Genomic DNA, 19,856 nt, shown 5'->3' with positions numbered 1-19,856 from the left:
CAGTTGACAGCCCCACTGAAAGGGGCTTTTAGTTATATATTACTAAGCTTTTCGTGCTAACACCAATCACATTCGTAATGAATGGACTGGTGCTAGATAAGACAGTTAATATTAATCGTTGGTATTAATACGTTCGATATTCACACCCAATGCGCGTAGCTTGTTTTCAACGTCTTCGTAGCCACGATCAATATGGTAAATACGATCGATCAAGCTTTCGCCTTCAGCAGTCGCCGCCGCCATGACCAATGACATAGAAGCACGCAAATCAGTCGCCATTACTGGTGCAGCAGTAAATTTCTCAACACCTTTTACCACAGCAGTATGACCATCAACCTGAATAGAGGCACCTAAGCGATTAAGCTCAGGGACATGCATATAGCGATTTTCAAAGATATTTTCGATAAAAGTACTCGTGCCATCTGCAAGACAGCTAATTGCCATCAATTGCGCCTGCATATCAGTCGGAAAACCTGGATGTGGCTGGGTGCGAATATCAACAGCCTTTGGACGACCCATCATCTGCGCACGAATCCAATCATCACCAGTGGTAATCACGGCGCCCATGGCTTCAAATTTTTCTAACACTGGCGTTAATAATAGTGCAGATGTATTTTTGGTCAATACATCACCGCGGGTCATCAACGCGCCAGCAAGGTAAGAGCCTGTCTCGATACGATCTGGTACAACTGAATACTCACAACCATGCAAGCGTTCAACACCTTCGATGGTCATGACTGATGTACCGATACCGCTTATTTTAGCGCCCATCGCGACCAGCATATTGGCCAAATCAACCACTTCTGGCTCTAATGCACAGTTACCTAAAACAGTCGTGCCTTTGGCAAGTGCTGCTGCCATGATTACGTTTTCAGTACCGCCTACGGTAATCATATCAAATGAGAAGTTACAACCTATTAGCCTGCCACCTTTTGGTGCCTGTGCTATGACATAACCATTCTCTACGCTAATCGTAGCACCCATCGCCTCAAAAGCTTTGAGATGCTGATCGACAGGGCGCGAACCAATGGCACAGCCGCCTGGCAATGACACTTCTGCTTCGCCAAAACGTGCCAGCAATGGGCCTAATACCAAAATTGAGGCACGCATGGTTTTAACCAAATCATACGGTGCATAAAAATTATCGATATCTTTGGTATCGCACGTAACAGTATCGCCCTGTTTTTGGATTTTGATACCCATGCCACCGATCAATTCAATCAATGTGCGCACATCTTGTAGCGATGGCACATTGTGTAATGTCGTTGGAGTCTCGGCTAATATCATAGCCGCAAGTAACGGCAACGCGGCATTTTTGGCGCCTGAGATAGTAACTTCCCCTGCGATACGACTACTACCAGTGATTAAAAATTGATCCATAGAGGTGACAACCTAGCGATGAGTGTAAAAAATGGTGAAAACTGAACTTATAACCAACCACCTAAACGGTCAGTTTAAAATGTTCAATCATATATATAACGGTTTAGCCTTTTGACTGGATATCCCATTCAGCAGGCGTTAATGCTTGAATATTGAGCGCATGAATATCGCCACTCGCAATCTTATCATTGACCAATGCATAAATCGCTTGTTGACGTTGAACGGCACGCTTGCCCTCAAAACAGGCATCAACCACACGTACATCAAACTTATTACCTTGATTGGCAGCTTGAATAAAAGCGTCTGGAAAGTGTGTTTGTAAAAAGGCAATCAAATCGTCAGCATTCATGCTCATAGAATATCCTGTTAATAGCGGTAAAAAAGGGTTTTATTTTGAATGCAGGTATTATAACAAGAGTTTGAACATCTTACAGCACTGTCTGTGTATAAGAAAACCTGAGCTATATATACAATACCTGCTGAACAATAAAAGCAGTAAGTGTTTAAGTAATCAGTACTTAAAACTACTTCAGCTTTTTATCCAGATATGTCAGTACTTGCGCTCGCACATCGTTTAACCAACGCAGTGGTGGCGCCATCGCACCGATACTAGTGGCATGGCTTGCGCCTTCGATAACACCGTTCTCAACCCTTGCGCCATAATCTTTAAGTGCTTTGGTCATATTAATGGTATTGGTATCATAGACAATCTTGTCATTTTCAGCAGTCAATAATAGATAAGGTGGCTGCTCACCTTTTAACTGTCTGTCGGGCATTATTTGATCAGGAGTCGCATCGGCAGGAAAAGCAGTAGCACTATCAAACTTTCTAAAGTCATAGCTATAGGGGCCTGCGATGCCAACAACTGCTTTGATATCACTTGGTTTGATGCCATAAGGTGCTAAGAAATCTTCGTTAGAGACTGCGGCAACTGCATTGAACGCGCCAGCTGATTGTCCCATAACGGCCATGCGCTGAGGATCTGCATGCAAGCTTTTGGCATTATTATAGCTCCATGCAATCGCTTTTGCCGTGTCTTCTACATAGTCAGGATATGGATGTTCGGGCGCCTTCCGATAATTAATCACTGCGGTCACGTAGCCTGCTCGCGCCAGACTCTTACCCACGAAAGCATATTCTTCTTTGGTACCGTTTTCCCATGATCCACCATAGACAAACACGACCATAGGATAAGTATCCTTAATCGCAGTCTGGGCTTTCATCGCTTTGGCTAAAGGCTTTGGGTAATAAATATCTAAATCTTGTGAAGGCTCATCACCGTAGAGGATGTCTTTACTAACGCCAACACCACCACTCGATGTAATGCCATTGACGATAGCTAGCGGGGATACAGCTTGTGCACTCTGTGATGCTAGCGTGATACCACCTATTGCTAGCACTGCGGTTAACCCCGCACCTGTAAATTTGAGCGTGCGTGGCTTTTTATAAGACGCTTTGCTATTAGAGGCTTGTTCATTGAATGTATTGCTATGGCTGTTTGCGCTCTGTTGTACATGTTTCTCGAAATTCTTCATTTACCAGTATCCCTCTTATATTTATAAACAATGATGAGCACTATCACAGCCTCTTTATAAAATATCATTCACTAAAATTACCATTATTTATTAAGAGTACCATTTATTATTTGGCGGGCTGTTCTATTGCTGACTGTCTATATATTACTGGTTCACTAAGGATTTATCGTGTTTTTCCTGTTAGTACTGTTTAGTCTTCTTGTCATTAAAATCAGATCGCTTAATAGCCATCACTTATCTATCTGATTCGTAAATAATGGCGATGGCTACTACTGTCCCTGATACAGATCGATATAAGGACTCGATTGTGGCTGCTCACCTGTTGTGCCCTCTTCTGTCACTATAACTGGCGTTGCTAGACGAGTACTATCAATGTTAGCAACAGCGCCTTCAACAACTGGCACTGAATCAGCATTGCCCAAATTGTTGTCAGTCATAATATCGTCTTCGTTTATCTTCACCCCTCTATCGTCTACAACCGTCGTAAGCAATACCAGTTCCGTCACACCGACCGTCGTGTTGGCAATATCAATGAGATTACTCTGTTGAGTGGGTGTCATACGTCCCATAATATAAACCACACCGTTATCGCTCACTGCCTTAATCTGTGAAGAACTAACACCATCACTAGCGGCCACTTTTGCTAACAGTTTGGAAGTAATATAACCATCCTGCACGGTAGAGCTATAACCTTTTGAGGCACTGACGTTCAATTCGTTATAAACGCGGCGTACATCAGGCATAGAGCTGACGACTTTTTCTATTTCTGTTTTGATGGCTTCAGTAGGCACTTCACCTGTCAATAGCACTTCACTGTTAAAGCTATCAATGTCCATACGGCTGGTTTGTTGCAGGTTTTCTTGTAATCCATAGACATTGATTTTGGCAGTGTGTTCGATACTGCGATCAAGCAGACGTTGCGGAATAGTGCGCTCTGTCATCGGCACACCGTACGTGCCTTCTGTGCTATTGGTCAGGTAGTTGGTCGTACAGCCAGTAACAGCGATACTAGACAGTAATATCATGCCAATCGCTGTACGATGTGATGAGCCAAAAATAGCAGTGCGCAGATGCATCCGTGTCATGATTTACCTCTTAGAACATGATTGTGACAATTATATAAATTTAATGGGTTGAGCAATTTCAATCTAACGGCTTTTAGGGCGTGTCATCAATTAGATTGTGAGGCTTAAAATGAGAAAAATTGTAGATAAACAAGGAAGAAATTGCCGTGAATATGTACATATTGGCAAAATTTCTAACGATGTTTAGCAAAATTTAGTCATTTTAAGACCACTAAATGTATTAATCCGCTAATTGATGACACGCTCTAACATAGCTACTTATAACAATTTGTAATACAGCTACTTATAACATAGCTACTTTACTGAATTTTTGCTGGTGGCGGTTATGTTTTTAGTAACGATAGCTTGATACCAAATTCTATGTGCTGTTTTATTGGTTCTATTCACTGTTTAGCCGTACCGCTTCTATATATTGTCACCATGCATCTGCCACGAAGGCACCCTGAAACCATTCTGGTTGAATGTCTACCTGCTGGCTTGTTTGGCTTACATTGCTAGCCGTATTATAAGCAATCACATCAAACCGGCATTCATAATCGCTATATTCAGGATGCTGCTGCAAAAAGTAGCGCGCAGCTTTGATAACTTTGCGTTGCTTACTCGCTGTCACGCTAATGGCTGCATCGCCAAACTCTGACTGCTTGCGTTGGCGAACTTCGATGAATACCAACGTTGACCACGCCTGTCCTATTTCCATCATGACCAAATCCAGCTCGCCCACTTTTGGCTGTTGCCAATTTTGCGCAATCAGCCTTAATCCTTGCGCCAGTAAAAACTCACACGCGTGCTGCTCAAACAGGCTGCCTTGGCGCTGTTTTGGTGAAGTGAGTGTCAAAGGTTTATGGTTCGCCATGATGTCGATTGGTCTGGTTAACATTTCAGAATTATCATAGCACATCATGCTAAACTAACCACTTTCGCACGCCCTAGCTATGTCATTGACAGATATTTACTCACTCATTATTTGACTGAAAAATACAATAGATGATGATATGGGCAACCGTGCCACATTATATTTTAATTCCCGTTTTTAATACTCCGAGGTTTTCATGTCTAGCCCTACCGCGATGCCAGCTTGTCTATATATCGTTGCCACGCCGATTGGTAATATGAGCGATATGACGCCGCATGCAATTGATGTCCTAAAGCAAGTCGCCATCATTGCCTGTGAAGACACCCGTACCTCAGGTAAGCTGCTGTCACACTTTGGTATTGATACCAAAGGCAGCAAAACCGACGATGCAAAAGCATCAACGCCTCATCATAATGAAAACAGCGCTGTAGACGATACGGAAACCACTCCAAAGCAAAAAGGCCACAATAAACTGTGGGCATATCATGAGCACAATAGCGCGATTCAAACACCAAAGATTATTGAGATGATTGAGCAAGGTCATTCGGTCGCTTTGATTAGTGATGCTGGGACGCCACTAGTTAGCGACCCTGGTTATCAATTGGTACAAGCAGCACATGCTGCTGGCGTCGCCGTATCACCTATCGTCGGTGCCTCTGCTGCCATTGCCGCGCTATCAGTCGCAGGATTGCCATCAGATCGCTTTAGCTTCATTGGTTTTTTGCCAGCAAAAACACATGGTCGCCAAAAACAGCTCGCTGCCTTAAACTCACGTACTGAAACGTTGATATTTTATGAAGCACCGCATCGTATTATCACCAGCTTAGAAGATATGGCAACGATATTTGGTGCAGATCGCGAAGTCGCTTTTTGCCGTGAATTAACCAAAACCTTTGAGACAGTACGTAAAAGTACACTTGGCGAGTTGGTTGAGTTTGTCAAAGCAGATGACAATCAACAGCGCGGTGAAATAGTCGTAGTGGTCGCTGGCGTGAATGTAGCTCAGGATTCAGACGATATCACTATCCATGACAAATTACTGCAAAGACTGTTAGAGGATTTATCGGTCAAAAAAGCCGCTGCATTAGGCTCTGATATCACAGGCGTCAAAAAAAATGCGCTATATCAACGCCTACTTGAACTACAGGCTGAATAACTTTTAAATATAAAAATGTGCGTTTATCACTTAATTGAGGAGAAGTAAGCAATGTACGATGTAATGGCGATAGGGAATGCGTTGGTTGATCACGAATATGTGCTGTCTGATGCAGCATTAGCTGAGACGGAGCTGACCAAAGGTCATATGACGCTAGCTGGTATCGAAGAACAACAACAATTACTCGCATATTTCAAACTTGCTAACATTGACCCATCAAAACAAGCAGGCGGTGGCTCAGCTGCTAATGCAATGTATACCTTTGCCAGTCTAGGTGGTAAGCCTTTTTATGCGTGCCGTGTCGGTGATGATGATCAAGGAGCGTTTTACCTCAGAGACTTGCACGAAGCAGGCGTCGCAACCTCTGATAAATCTATCCATGCAGGCGGTGTGACCGGCTCATGCGTAGTCGCGGTTACAGAAGATGGCGAGCGTACCATGCAGACTTATCTTGGCACCTCAAGTGAGATTGTCGCCGACAATGTCGATTTTGATGCGTTGACGCAAGCAGACTGGCTATATCTAGAAGGATATCTGGCGATGTCTGAGAGCATCCAACCCGCGATGACTCAATTACGTCAACAAGCCGGTATTCATAATGCGAAAATCGCGGTGAGCTTTGCTGATCCTGCGGTAGTGCAGTTTGCCAAAGACGGCTTGCTCAATATGCTAGGCAATAAAGTTGAAGTAATATTCTGTAATAGCGAAGAAGCCAAGCTATTTACGGATAAAAAACAAGTTAAAGCCGCCGCACGTGCGCTACTTGATTACTGTCACACAGCAGTAGTGACAGATGGCCCTAATGGTGCGACTATCGCCCATAAACTTAACGACAAATCAGAGATTGAAATTTATGAAGTTGCTACACCTGTGGTAGCAAACGTTATAGATACCAATGGTGCAGGTGATAACTATTCAGGTGCATTCTTGTATGCGTTATCGCAGCATTATAGCTTGCCAGAATGTGGTCGACTTGCCAGCGAAATATCAGCACAAGTTATCCAGCAATTCGGACCAAGATTAGATTCACAAGATTATAGAGATATTGCTCAGCGTGTCTTATCAGCGTGATATAAATAGACGTTTTTGATGCTAATAAGAAAAGCCCATAGCGAATTCGCTATGGGCTTTTTTTGTCACTCAATAAGCAAGTTACTCAGTTCAATGAGAGTCTTAGAGTATTAAGCTGAAGCTAGTGCCTGCTCTAAATCTGCTTTGATATCTTCAATATGTTCGATACCAATCGACAGTCGTACCATATCAGTGCTGACACCAGCATTGGCAAGTTCTTGCTCATTCAATTGGCGATGCGTGGTCGTCGCTGGATGGCAGGCTAGTGATTTGGCATCACCGATATTGACCAAACGCGTAATCAGTTGCAGCGCATCGATAAAGCGCGCACCTGCTTCCAAACCACCTTTAACCCCAAAGGTCAAAATAGCAGAAGGCGTGCCTTTCATGTACTTCTTAGCAAGCTCATGCTCAGGATGATCCGGTAAACCCGCATATTTCACCCAAGCAACTTTATCATGGTCACGTAGATATTCAGCAACGGCTTGCGCATTCTGTACATGTCGCTCCATACGTAGACTCAATGTCTCCATACCTTGCAAAATACCAAAAGCATTTAGCGGGCTAAGCGCTGCGCCAGTATTACGCAGCGGTGCCACACGAGCACGAGCAATAAAGGCTGCTGCGCCGACATCTTGGACAAAGTTCACACCGTGATAACTGTGATCTGGCGTGTTCAATAATGGGAAACGTTCTGGATAATCACCCCATGCGAATTTACCACTATCGACAATCGCGCCACCAATCGAGGTACCTGTACCGCTCATATATTTGGTCAACGAATGAATGACAATATCTGCACCAAACTCAAAAGGACGACATAGCGCAGGTGTCGCAACTGTACTATCAATCACGACTGGCACACCATATTCATGAGCAATATCACTTAGTACCTGAATATCTACGATGTTACCCAATGGGTTACCGATACTTTCTGCGAAGACCATCTTAGTCTTATCATCGATTAAATCACGAATCGCTTCAGGGTTTTTGTGGTCAAAGAAGCGTACTTCGATGCCTTGACGCGGCAAAGCATGGGCAAATAAATTATAAGTACCACCATATAAGGTCGACACAGCAACGATATTGTCACCCGCTTCACAGATGGTCTGAATCGCATAAGTGATGGCAGCCATACCAGATGCTACTGCAAGTGCACCAATACCGCCCTCTAGTGCGGCGACGCGCTCCTCTAAAACTGCATTGGTCGGGTTCATGATACGGGTATAAATATTACCTGCGACCTTTAAATCAAACAGGTCTGCACCATGCTGAGTATTATCAAAGGCATACGAGCTGGTGTGATAGATAGGTACTGCGACCGCTTTGGTCGTTGGCTCAACACTATAACCCGCATGAATCGCTAAGGTTTCAAGACGCTGAGGGGTCTCTGATTTTTGGGCTGCTTGCTGGTCTGCTTGTCCGTCACTCATTATATATTCCTTTATTTCGATAAAAGTTATTAATCAATAAATGATTAATCAACAATCTGCCACTGAAAATTCAGCTAAAAAACAATCTACCAAATCATAGCAATAAAAAAAGCCAAGTTCATCAAACTTGGCTCTTTAATTAAAATAATTTTTCAGATGTTACTTAACGCTTTAGCTTTTACTGAGACTCTTATTTGTAATAAGCGTTTTCAGTACGAGTATGATCCGTCTCATCAATGACTTGCGTCAACTCTGGTATTTGCTGCTTTAGCTGTACTTCGACACCTTGACGCAAGGTCATGTCAACGGCTGAGCACCCTTGGCAACCACCGCCAAATTTCAATACGGCTGTAAGACCAACGCCTTCTTCATCGATGAGTTCAAGCAACTGTACGTCACCGCCATGCGCTGCTAGACCGGGATTAATCTCTGACTGCAATACGTAGTTGATGCGCTCTTCCACACTGGCATCCGCACCTACCTTTGGTACTTTAGAGTTTGGTGCACGGAAAGTCAGCTGACCACCGAAACGGTCTTTATTATAATCGATGACCGCATCTTCTAGATAAGGAACTGACGCCGCTTCGATAAATGCAGAGAAGCTGTCATACGTAAAACGCAAATCAGCGCTATCTTCTTCGCCTGGCTGGTTGTACGCCATACAGCACTCTGCACGTGGCGTACCTGGATGTTCGACGAAAATACGTACACCGATACCATCTGTATCTTGCTTAGATAACAAATCTGCTAAGTACCCTTGGGCTGACTCAGTGATCGTAATATTGCTTTTTGCCTCAGTCTGATCAGTATCTAGCGCTGATTCATAGTCTGCTGATGGCGCTACTGGGCTATCAACTTGGTCATGCTCACTCATAATGTTTCCTATGCGTTATGACACAAACGCTATATCTATTATGGCTACTGTGTCGTGAATTTGGGTGTTTAAAATTTTTACGGCTTATATAAAACATGCAGGCTAGCAATATTTGAGATTTATTATTATATGACGCTGCCCACCATGAGTATAAAGTTTAATTCGTTTATAGCACTCATTATACCTGAATCAAGCATCAATTCCGACCACGCTACTGTGAATTGAACGATGCCCACTGTAAATGGTTGTCATTGGTTTTTTTAATGATGCTACCTACTGGCAAAGTAACTCAATATTTAAACAATGAAAAATAAACATGCTTAATAGCTGTGTTGGCTGCCGAGTTACTCTCTATATCAAGCTATTCTCTATATAAAGACAGCTATGCCATTTATCAAGCATACTCAGCATTTTCGCTATGCGATACCGTTCACATCTCGTCTGAGCAAGTCATTTAGTTTTGACGTAGTATTGATAGTTTGAATAACTTTATGCACTGGCTTTATGAGCATGGTAGCTTTTGATTGCCTTGTATAAATATTACGTATTTTTCGGATAGGATAATTTTTATGATGACACGGACGTTGCACCTAATAATTACCAAGGACGATGAGAAAATTGCCGTTTGGAAATTATTTGATACTATAGAAAACAGTACGATAGCCAACCCGTTAGAAAATAGCTTGCCTATTATAAAACCTCAAAATATATTTTTGACTCACGGGACCTTTTCGGACAAACAAACTTGCTTAAAAATTGCTGAATATCTCGCTGGCCTTGGACATCACTGCTATATCATGGAGTGGCGCGGTCATGGTGACAGCTCAATGCCAAAAGAAAGATTTAATTTCGAAACAGTGGCTACTTATGACTATGAAGCGACTTTCCGCTATTTTTTTGACGAATTAAAATTCGATAATTTGCACTGTATTACTCACAGTGGTGGCGGTATTGGTTTGATTATGTTTTTAGTTCAAAACCCACGCTATATCGACAAAATAAACAGCATCAGCATGTTTGCTTGCCAAGCTTATGGCGCAGCGTCAAAGCCAATTAGCCATGCGAAAATTATTACAGCCAAGATACTCACGCGAATGCTTGGCGGTATTCCTGCCAGAAAATTAAAGATGGGCACTTGTGACGAAAGCTACTATACGATGAGTCAGTGGTACGACTGGAATCTGCAAAGGAACTTTAAAAGTAGTTTCATCAAACAAAGTACATTTAATCAAGCGAGCACTGATACAACTGCCACTGACGACGAGCCTTTGGACTATCGACAACAGATGCCCAATATTACGATACCTGTCTATGCCATCAGTGCTAGAGGAGACAACTTTATCTCCCCTAGCCATGGTTGTCAGATGCTCTTTGATAATTTTAAAAACCCTACCAATGTCTTTCGCGAATACGCGCTCAGCCATGGTGATTTAGACGACTATACTCATAGTCGCATTATGATCAGCCGTAACGCTGCAAAAGAGATTTGGCCAACGGTGACGGCTTGGATTGAAAAGCATTCCCATTAAAATCATAAGTGCATTTGTTTGACCTCGTCACATCATGATGCACATAATCATTGACAGTTATACTAACCCAAACATCTTTCCACTTGTCAGCAAGTCATAGGCTGTGTCAGTATTGGTATCATTAGATTTTAATCAATAAAAATAAGTCGTAGGAAGCTAGCGTCTATGAGTGAATTGTCAGAGCAAAATTCAGATAAAAAAAGCGCAGATAGTCAGGATAAAAAACACTATCGTTATTTGGTTTTCATTGGGCGTTTTCAGCCGTTCCATCGTGGGCATAAAGCCGTCATCGACGAAGCATTAAAGCGCTCGGATGATGTGATTATGCTCATTGGCTCAGCCAACCTGCCACGTAGCTTACGCAATCCATTCAGCGTCGCTGAGCGTGCTGCCATGATTAAAAACGCCTACTCAGCAGAGGAAGCGGCACGTATTCACTGCGTTGGTCTAGACGATGCACTCTACAACGACACCCGCTGGCTACAGTATGTGCAAGCAGGCGTAAAGTCTGTCACTGGTGACTTGCAGAGCGATATTGGGTTGATTGGTCACTCAAAAGACAGCTCATCGTATTACTTATCGCTATTCCCTAACTGGGACTCGGTCTCGGTACCCAATTATCACAATCTATCAGCCACACCTATTAGAGATAGCTATCTGATGGGAGCCACGCCGACGCCTGAGCGCACGCCTGAATCCACCCGTAAAGTGCTGAATGATTTCAAAAAAACTGAAGACTATCATCAACTGCATGAAGAAGCAGATTTCATTGATAAGTACAAAAGACAGTGGGAATCAGCTCCCTATCCGCCTACATTTATGACGGCTGATGCTTTGATTGTACAGTCTGGACATATTCTGTTGGTAGAGCGCCGTAGTATGCCAGGGCGCGGATTGTGGGCATTACCTGGTGGGTTCTTAAATCCGAAAGAAACCTTATTTGATGCTTGTATTCGTGAGCTGCGTGAAGAAACGCGTCTCAAAGTTCCTGAGCCAGTATTGCGTGGCTCTTGTCACAGTCAGCATACCTTTGATGACCCCTATCGCTCGGCCCGTGGTCGTACGATTACCCAAGCGTTTTACTTTCAGCTTAAAAATGACCCAAAAGGTCTACCAAAAGTAAAAGGTGGCGATGACGCAGCCAAGGCCTTTTGGTTACCGCTGGCAGAGCTTGATGCTACCATGATGTTTGAAGACCACTATGCGATTATTACCAAAATGGTTGGGTTATAAAATTACATAACGTTGACCGACTAGTACATGATTTACAACCTTAGAATCAACTATAGTCTATATAATTTATTTTCTTAGTTTTTTACTTTTAAAACCTGATTTATCATTTTTGCACACGTTTTTGTACAACAGCTTTCACCGCCCGAGTCGATAGACGGCAAGGGTTCACCGCTTCAACTGTTCTTTCATCAAAGCAGCTGCAGCATTTCAAAGCAGAGGAGTTCTGTGATGTATACCAGTAATCTAAATAATTTAATTCTTAACAGCGACAGTTATAAAACCTCACATTGGGTGCAATATCCAAGCGGTAGCGAATATTTATCAAGCTACATTGAAGCGCGTAAAGGCGACTATGATGTGGTATTTTTTGGTCTGCAAGCCTTTATCAAAGAATACCTGAGCACCCCTATTACCCACCAAGATATCGATGAAGCCGAAATGGTCGTGCAAGCGCACGGCTTGACTTTCAATCGTGCTGGTTGGGAGCATTTGGTGGACAAACACAATGGTTATCTACCATTGCGTATCGAAGCCGTACCCGAAGGCAGCATCGTGCCAGTGTCCAACGTCGTATGCCAAGTCATTAATACTGACCCTGAGTTTTACTGGCTACCTAGCTATATCGAAACTACACTATTACGTGCTATTTGGTATCCGTCGACGGTCGCCAGTGTCTCGCATTATTGCAAAGACATCATTCGTAAAGCTTTAGAAAAATCAGCAGACAACACAGAATCACTTACGTTCAGGCTGCACGATTTTGGCTCGCGTGGTGCATCTAGTCAGGAATCTGTGGCACTCGGCAGCTTGGCACATTTGGTAAACTTTGCGGGCACTGATTCAATGACGGCGTTAGTGGCTGCCAGTCGCTGGTATCAAATGGATAAAGACATGCCAGCGTTTTCTATCCCTGCAGCTGAACACAGCACGATGACCGCATGGGGCCGTGATGGTGAGACAGCGGCCTTTGCCAATATGATTGAGCAGTTTGGTGGCGAAGGAAAAAGCTTCTCAGTGGTGTCTGACAGCTACGACTTATGGAATGCTATCGATAATATCTGGGGTGGCAGCCTAAAAGATGACGTAAAAAACATGGGTGGCACATTGGTCATTAGACCAGACAGTGGCGAGCCTACCAAAGTCGTCCGCGAAGCATTAGAGCGCTTGGCTGTGAAATTTGGAACGACTGTGAATAGTAAAGGCTATAAAGTACTGCCTGACTACGTACGAGTCATTCAAGGTGATGGTATCAGTCCACAAAGCTTAACCAAGATTATTGATGTCATACTAAAAGCAGGCTTCAGCGCTGAAAACGTGACCTTTGGTATGGGCGGTGGTCTATTACAGCAAGTCAACCGTGACACCATGAGCTGGGCAATGAAAGCCAGTTCTATCTCTATTGATGGCACTTGGAAAGACATCTACAAAGATCCGATCACTAGCCGTTCGAAACGCTCAAAAAAAGGTCGATTGGCTTTGGTCAAAGACAGCAACGGAAAACTAAAAACCATCAAAGCAGATGACTTATCTGCCGATGCAGAAAACCTGTTGCGTGACGTTTATGTCGATGGCCAGTTATTAATTGAAGATAACCTAACGACTATTCGAGAGCGTGCTGGATGGTAGCAATATGATAAATAGGAATAAAATGGCGACAGTGGCAAGAGATGTACTATTTGCCCCTGTTTATCTTTATCAAGGTCGTAAGATTAAGCGCGATACCATTCGCTTGCCTGAGCCACACGGTGAAAGGCATGGTCATCTCCAATTAAACCAATCTACTAATACCTTGTCTGCTAATACACAAAAAGATACCGTCAAAAAAACGCTAAACGTCATGGTGGTTGGTGACTCGGCCGCCGCTGGTGTTGGTAGTCAGACACAGCAAGAAGCACTAGTAGGCAAGCTGATACCTGCTTTGCAGCAGCAGTCTGCTATTCATACTCAGTTTGATGAGCTGACATGGTCGTTGCAAGCAACCACTGGGCACACTAGCTTTGATATTTTGCGGAGGCTGTATATCCTACCTGCTCCTAGCCAAGCGGTGGATGTCATGATATTGAGTGTCGGAGTGAATGACACCACTGCTAATGTCTCTGCGCGTAAATGGCAGCAGCAGATTGAAGATATTATTGCTATTGCTAAGCGTAAATTTGGTGTGCGAGAATTGATTTTTTCAAGTCTACCACCAATGGCACAAATGCCTGCAATACCTACCCCACTCAATAATTTTATTGGTGCCAAAGCATCAACTTTAGATAGGATACTGCAGCAGGTCTGTGCCGAGCATAACAGTGTCACTTATATGGAAACTGACTTTGCAAAAATGATAGAAGATCACTTTAATGGCAAACCTATCGATATTGCCGTGATGTTTGCCAGTGACGGCTTTCATCCTAGCAGCCTAATGTATGGCTATTGGGCGCAGCAATTATCAGAGCTGATAGTACAGGTATTAGACACGCCGACTGCTTAGGGCTTGCCTTAATTTCACCTTTCAGAAACACTACCCTAAAATTCAAACAAAAAAACCGCTGAATAATCAGCGGTTTTTTCTTGCTTTGCGAAATATATTTACACAATAAGTGTAAATTATTCTGCAGCGTCAGTATCAGCAGCTTTCTTACGGCCACCAAACGCACCAAAGCGTTTGTTGAAGCTAGCAACACGGCCTTCAGTAGAAGTTTTGCGTTGTTCGCCAGTATAGAATGGATGCGACGCACTTGAGATATCAAGTGGGTAGTATGGATATTCTGTACCTTCGTATTCACGAGTAGCTTTAGTTTTAGCAGTTGAGCGAGTCAAAAAGAAAACGTCAGCGTTAGTGTCGTGGAATAAAACTTCTTGGTAATTAGGATGGATATCTTTACGCATAATAAACTCTCTATGTCCGATGTATGTATAGTGCTTTTGAGCAACATCTTAAATGATGTATCAAATCAGCAATGACATACGTAACTGAGGCACTAAGGACATTTATAAGTATGGCAGCTGCATCACTGGCTTATTCCAGCACCCAACACCATTCCTCTGCTCACTTAGCCTTTCCCCAGCGGGAAAATCAAAACGCGATTTTAACGGTTTTCGACGTCCGATGCAAGTCAGTCGGGTGCTAAGACTGTAATGATATGCCAATACAATCTCGATAAAGATCAATCAGTTCTAGAACACAAAATAATAGTGTGCCAAAGGCAATAAAAGTTATAACAGTCGATATAGTCAATCCTCTATAAAAGAGTTACAGCGTTAACCTTGCTTTAAGTATCACATATACATCTGCACTCGGTTGCCTTGTCTCTCTTTTAAACTGAATCCACTATACTTTAATATGCTGAGCAAGCTAAATACCGTAGCAGCTATATGGTGGATAGACCATAGCGTGCCATATTATTCAGTTAATAGTTTGGCTAGCGTCAATACACCTGATGCCAATGGGCTGTCTTTACGATAAACAATCGACAGCTGAACTTGCTTTGACCCATGACTGAGTGGCGTCATAACCAGTGATTTTTCATATCGACTACCGACCACCATATTTTTACCAATGATAGTGTAGCCTAACCCCGCAGCGACGCATCCTAAGACACCATCAGCGCTGCTCATCAGCATTAGCTCATCACACCCTCTGCCTGCTTCTTGTTGCCAAATAATGGCCTGTGTCCTATAACCACAACCTTCATCACGTACGAATAAAACAGCGTCATGCTCACTGCCCAGTGGCGTCACCATCATCAGCTCTTCTCTGACAACAGGAATCACCACCAGATCTTTATGCTTGGGGGCATTGCCGATTGCCGCACAGTCTACTTTATTATTTAATACAGCCAATACCAACCTATCACTGGTATCTGTATAAATTTTAGCGCGGATTTCAGAGTGGTTTAACTTCAGTTGTTTCAATGCCAATGGCATATGAACGGCAGCAAATGTTTCAGGCATACCGATTATTAATTCATAACTGTCTTTATTACGCAACATAGCCGTTGTGGCTTGGTACTCTAGTTTTAAAATTTGATCGGCGTAATCGCACAGCTGTCGCCCACTCGGTGTTAACTGCAACTTTCGACCAATGATATTGAATAGCTTGGTATCTAGTTCTCTTTCGAGTTTTTTAATGCGATTGGTAACATTCGACTGAACGGTATGCAGTTTTTCAGCAGCTCCTTTAATCCCGTCTTCATCAACCACCGCTTTAAACGTCTTTAGCGTCAAAATCTCCATGTGAAAATCCTTATTCACTTATCAAACAGTTCTTATAATGAGAATACTTTGTTCTAGATAATTCAATTTTTAAGATTAACAGAGTCACGTATTCTTTGTTAATAACTTTCCGATATGAAGTAATAAAAATGTCTATAGAACTCACGAAAGTCCGTGTATACATGGCTGGGATTTGCAGTTTGATAGTGACTGTAGGGGTTGCTCGATTTTCGTATAGTCTATTGCTACCAGTCATGCAGAAAGGCGCAGGTTTAACAGAGTTAGGTGGCGGGTGGTTAGCCAGCACGAACTTCATGGGATATATGTTTGGCGTTTTGCTTGCGGCGAGCATGCATAATCTGAATTATAAATATCACTTACATCGTGTTTATCTTATTTTGAGTGTAGTTACCTCTGCAGCTATGGTTCTGACCACAGATATAACCACTTGGGCGATATTAAGGTTCCTCGCTGGAACCTGTGCTTCAGGCGGATTTATTATTGCTTCAGGATTGATATTGAAATGGCTAGTAAAAAATAACCACCGTGCTGAATTGGGGATTCATTTCGCAGGTGCCGGATTAAGTATTGTCATTACCTCGTTATTGTTTGAGGCAATGCAAGCCCTATCAGCAGATTGGCAACAGCAGTGGTTGGCAATCTCTGTTTTGGCGATCATCTTTGCTGTGCCCGCGTGGTTATGGATGCCACATCCTTCCACCGAAAGTAACAACCAAGAAGTGATTAAGGACAATCCACCAAGTAAGACATTCAAGTCATTAATGATGCTCGCCTATTTTTGTGCAGGTTATGGCTACGCAGTCAGCTCTACCTTTATCGTCGATATTGTAGAGAGTGTAAAAGGTTTGCAAGGACAAGGAGGTTTTGTCTTTTTATTGATTGGTTTAGCCGCCACCCCAGCTGCACTTATATGGGATCGTATTGCACGAAGATTCGGGTATCTTAGGACACTAATTGCCGCTTATCTTTTACAGATTATCGGTATCATATTGCCTGCAATCAATGACGGCTTATCGACGGTCATAATCAGTGCATTGTTATTTGGCGGTACTTTCATCGCTTGTGTGAGTTTGGTATTGACGATGGCTGGTAAGTTCTTCCCCAGTGATCCGGCTAAATTTATGGGGACAATGACGTTATCGTATGGTGCGGCTCAAATCATTGCGCCCGTCTGTACCGGTTATATTGTCGACTCTTATGGAAGCTATGACCCTGGCCTGTATCTATCAGCCGCAGTCGTGACGATGGGCACCCTACTTTTATATGGCTTACTAAATTTAAAGCAGCCTTAACCAAAACCTATCACTCACAAACTATCAAACAAAGAGATTTCGACTTAAATTTGCATACTAGGATAAGTACCAAAATAGATAAAAGCAGCCATTCAATGGCTGCTTTTTTATTGATATAAAAATAACTGCATCAGCATTTAACTATATATTCAATAAAACGAATAAAAGCTTTTGATAGGCTTGTGAACCTCAACATTTATTGTTATATTCGTATATGTGAATTTACGAATATAGTACATAACACTGAGGAAGCAGAAAAATGGATACAGTAAAAGTTGATTTTATAGATATAGATAAAGAATGGGACAAACAAATATCAGACTATCATTTTGACGTATACCATTTATCTGGCTGGATTTCGGCATCAGCCGTCGTCGATAAAGGCATGCCTCAAGGTATAGTCGCTCACTACAAAGATAAGAAAGTGTTTTTGCCTATTATCATACGAGAAATAGATTCAGAGCATTGGGATGCTACCTCTACGTATGGCTACGGTGGTCCTGTAATGGACAAAACGCTAACCGATGCTCAGCTAGATATCGTACTAGAAGGCATAAGAACCTTTCTCTTTGAAAAAGGCTGTGTCTCATTATTCATGCGATTGCATCCAATCATCAATAAAGAATGGCTTCCTACTGTTGGGAAAGCGCTTACTCATGGTCTGACATTAATGTCCGACTTAACAAAATCTGAAGAAGAACACTGGAGCGAGACTCAAAACCGTCATCGTCGTGGTATCAAAAAAGCCATGAAAATGGAGGTTGTCACAAAAATTGAGCGCCTAACCAAAGAAAGTGCCATGGTGTTCTCGAACATTTATAAAGAAACGATGGAACATGTTAATGCCAGCCAATATTACTTTTTTGATGACAACTATTTTTTCAACTTATTTGAAAACCTTCAAGACAGAATACTGCTAATAACAGCTTATCAAGATGGTAAGGCCATTGGTTCATCGATATACACGATCTGTAGAGAGTCAGGCATTATGCAGTTCCATCTTGGTGGCACGCTTAACGCATACACACATCTACAGCCGTCTAAACTCATTACTCATATTGCTCGTAACTGGGGTAGAGAAAACAACTATAATTTGCTCCATCTTGGTGGCGGCGTGGGCTCCAACCTAGATTCGTTATATGAGTACAAAAAAGGATTTAGCTCACAAGAGCTGTTGTTTAAGACTTATAGACTTGTTGTCAATTCGTCCAAATACGCAGCATTGATTGCGAATAGTTGGTTTACTGAAAACGATTTAAGCTCAGATTTTTTCCCTTTGTATAGAAAAGAGCTAACCAAAGAAACTGTATTGGAAGCTAAAGGAACTGAATCTCTAGTTAGTGTTTGATAACTGGACTCATCTACTCTCAGCAAGTATCAGCAAACAAAAAAGCAGCCACAATGATGGCTGCTTTTCTTCGACTCAAGGTTAGCTATTTTATTTCATTATAACGATATGCCACACACCTAACTTATTATCGCCATCTTTATCACCCACCTTAGTATCATTGGCATAAAAGTACAAAGGCTTGCCATTCATGGCCCATTGATACTTACCGTCTTCGCGTTGGAACGCAGCAAACTGACCTGAGGCTTTTGCATTGTCAGGTGCTAGAAATGCGGGCCATACTAACAAACACGCCGCTCCACATTCTGATTTTCCCATAGAATCTTTATCAAAAGTATATAGAGTCATATGATTGTTTGCATCGACCAACATACCGTTTTTGCTCGTAACGGGTGCCGTATTGTTATTGGTAGCCTGCACTTTATGCATGCCAGAACCGTCCTTCCCCATTACATTGTTTAACGTTGAACAACCAGTAAGCGTCAAAACACCTGTCAACGCCGATAATATGAGCATACGTTTCATAATAACGTCCTTGTTCTTGTCATGGTTAATTTTATTTAGCATTTGCTGATGATCATATGATTTGAGTATCTGTGATTCAAGTAGAAGCAAAAATGACTCAGTCCTGACTTCAAGCTATTTAATATAGCATGTGAACACAAACAGTTGTGTTGATACGGAAAGGTCTTTACAAAACTGCCTATATCCTACGGAACAAGCCAACAAATCCATCGCACTGAGTAGACAGGCTTACCTACTCGTTGACAAAACTCATGTATTCACTTACTTATTTATCATCATATCAGTTGTAGTTTTTCGTAAAATAACCCTATAGAGTTTAAG

Annotated in this window: 18 protein-coding genes; 8 read left to right on the top strand and 10 right to left on the bottom strand. The window is 42.5% G+C overall.

Annotated elements, in window-relative coordinates:
* Window positions 1–111 precede the first annotated feature (111 nt).
* The 5 genes from murA to IPZ60_RS13585 form a co-directional block, all read right to left on the bottom strand.
* Complete coding sequence (gene murA / locus IPZ60_RS13605) at window positions 112–1,380, bottom strand: UDP-N-acetylglucosamine 1-carboxyvinyltransferase (protein ID WP_194198263.1); 1,269 nt, start codon at window positions 1,378–1,380, stop codon at window positions 112–114.
* 103 nt (window positions 1,381–1,483) lie between these two features.
* Window positions 1,484–1,735, bottom strand: coding sequence for a BolA/IbaG family iron-sulfur metabolism protein (locus tag IPZ60_RS13600; RefSeq protein WP_320108742.1), 252 nt, complete (start codon window positions 1,733–1,735; stop codon window positions 1,484–1,486).
* 169 nt (window positions 1,736–1,904) lie between these two features.
* Window positions 1,905–2,915, bottom strand: a complete 1,011-nt coding sequence (locus IPZ60_RS13595; protein ID WP_194198262.1) for an alpha/beta hydrolase — start codon at window positions 2,913–2,915, stop codon at window positions 1,905–1,907.
* A 269-nt stretch (window positions 2,916–3,184) separates the two neighbouring features.
* Window positions 3,185–4,000: a BON domain-containing protein gene (locus IPZ60_RS13590; RefSeq protein ID WP_194198261.1), complete on the bottom strand. Its 816-nt coding sequence runs from the start codon at window positions 3,998–4,000 to the stop codon at window positions 3,185–3,187.
* Window positions 4,001–4,415: 415 nt separating this feature from the next.
* Window positions 4,416–4,901: a YraN family protein gene (locus IPZ60_RS13585; protein ID WP_194198260.1), complete on the bottom strand. Its 486-nt coding sequence runs from the start codon at window positions 4,899–4,901 to the stop codon at window positions 4,416–4,418.
* Between the two features lie 148 nt (window positions 4,902–5,049).
* Here IPZ60_RS13585 and rsmI point away from each other — a divergent pair, with 148 nt between their 5' ends.
* Window positions 5,050–6,009, top strand: coding sequence for a 16S rRNA (cytidine(1402)-2'-O)-methyltransferase (gene rsmI / locus IPZ60_RS13580; RefSeq protein ID WP_194198259.1), 960 nt, complete (start codon window positions 5,050–5,052; stop codon window positions 6,007–6,009).
* Between the two features lie 51 nt (window positions 6,010–6,060).
* On the top strand, window positions 6,061–7,080 hold the full coding sequence (locus IPZ60_RS13575; RefSeq protein ID WP_194198258.1) for an adenosine kinase: 1,020 nt from the start codon (window positions 6,061–6,063) through the stop codon (window positions 7,078–7,080).
* 110 nt (window positions 7,081–7,190) lie between these two features.
* On the opposite strand, the gene IPZ60_RS13570 is transcribed toward IPZ60_RS13575, so the two are convergent.
* Entirely contained in the window at window positions 7,191–8,513 is a 1,323-nt protein-coding gene (locus IPZ60_RS13570; RefSeq protein WP_194198257.1) for an O-acetylhomoserine aminocarboxypropyltransferase/cysteine synthase family protein, read from the bottom strand.
* Window positions 8,514–8,703: 190 nt separating this feature from the next.
* Window positions 8,704–9,387 carry a Fe-S biogenesis protein NfuA gene (gene nfuA / locus IPZ60_RS13565; protein ID WP_110924191.1) on the bottom strand — a complete coding sequence of 228 codons (684 nt, stop codon included), beginning with the start codon at window positions 9,385–9,387 and terminating at the stop codon, window positions 8,704–8,706.
* Window positions 9,388–9,956: 569 nt separating this feature from the next.
* Here nfuA and IPZ60_RS13560 point away from each other — a divergent pair.
* The 4 genes from IPZ60_RS13560 to IPZ60_RS13545 all read left to right on the top strand — a co-directional run bounded on the left by IPZ60_RS13560 (window position 9,957) and on the right by IPZ60_RS13545 (window position 14,625).
* Window positions 9,957–10,916, top strand: a complete 960-nt coding sequence (locus IPZ60_RS13560) for an alpha/beta fold hydrolase (RefSeq protein WP_194198256.1) — start codon at window positions 9,957–9,959, stop codon at window positions 10,914–10,916.
* A gap of 165 nt (window positions 10,917–11,081) precedes the next feature.
* Complete coding sequence (locus IPZ60_RS13555) at window positions 11,082–12,149, top strand: bifunctional nicotinamide-nucleotide adenylyltransferase/Nudix hydroxylase (RefSeq protein ID WP_194198255.1); 1,068 nt, start codon at window positions 11,082–11,084, stop codon at window positions 12,147–12,149.
* A 228-nt stretch (window positions 12,150–12,377) separates the two neighbouring features.
* Window positions 12,378–13,775, top strand: coding sequence for a nicotinate phosphoribosyltransferase (locus IPZ60_RS13550; RefSeq protein WP_194198254.1), 1,398 nt, complete (start codon window positions 12,378–12,380; stop codon window positions 13,773–13,775).
* 22 nt (window positions 13,776–13,797) lie between these two features.
* Window positions 13,798–14,625: an SGNH/GDSL hydrolase family protein gene (locus IPZ60_RS13545; protein ID WP_227669375.1), complete on the top strand. Its 828-nt coding sequence runs from the start codon at window positions 13,798–13,800 to the stop codon at window positions 14,623–14,625.
* Window positions 14,626–14,741: 116 nt separating this feature from the next.
* On the opposite strand, the gene IPZ60_RS13540 is transcribed toward IPZ60_RS13545, so the two are convergent.
* Together IPZ60_RS13540 and IPZ60_RS13535 are read right to left on the bottom strand one after the other, a co-directional pair.
* Window positions 14,742–15,023 (bottom strand): type B 50S ribosomal protein L31, encoded by a 282-nt coding sequence (locus tag IPZ60_RS13540; protein WP_110924187.1) that lies wholly within the window; start codon window positions 15,021–15,023, stop codon window positions 14,742–14,744.
* Between the two features lie 513 nt (window positions 15,024–15,536).
* Window positions 15,537–16,370, bottom strand: a complete 834-nt coding sequence (locus IPZ60_RS13535) for a LysR family transcriptional regulator (RefSeq protein WP_194198253.1) — start codon at window positions 16,368–16,370, stop codon at window positions 15,537–15,539.
* A gap of 185 nt (window positions 16,371–16,555) precedes the next feature.
* Between IPZ60_RS13535 and IPZ60_RS13530 the strand changes: the two genes are divergently transcribed.
* On the top strand, window positions 16,556–17,662 hold the full coding sequence (locus IPZ60_RS13530) for a YbfB/YjiJ family MFS transporter (RefSeq protein WP_320108743.1): 1,107 nt from the start codon (window positions 16,556–16,558) through the stop codon (window positions 17,660–17,662).
* 259 nt (window positions 17,663–17,921) lie between these two features.
* The gene (locus tag IPZ60_RS13525; protein WP_194198251.1) at window positions 17,922–19,010 is read left to right on the top strand and encodes a peptidoglycan bridge formation glycyltransferase FemA/FemB family protein; all 1,089 of its coding nucleotides are present in this window, start codon (window positions 17,922–17,924) and stop codon (window positions 19,008–19,010) included.
* A 90-nt stretch (window positions 19,011–19,100) separates the two neighbouring features.
* On the opposite strand, the gene IPZ60_RS13520 is transcribed toward IPZ60_RS13525, so the two are convergent.
* Window positions 19,101–19,535, bottom strand: coding sequence for a hypothetical protein (locus IPZ60_RS13520; protein ID WP_194198250.1), 435 nt, complete (start codon window positions 19,533–19,535; stop codon window positions 19,101–19,103).
* Window positions 19,536–19,856 lie beyond the last annotated feature (321 nt).

The organism is Psychrobacter sp. NG25 (genome assembly GCF_015234355.1).
Taxonomy (GTDB): domain Bacteria; phylum Pseudomonadota; class Gammaproteobacteria; order Pseudomonadales; family Moraxellaceae; genus Psychrobacter.
The sequence above is the reverse complement of the archived record's forward strand: the minus strand, read 5'-3'. Positions and strand labels throughout refer to the sequence as shown.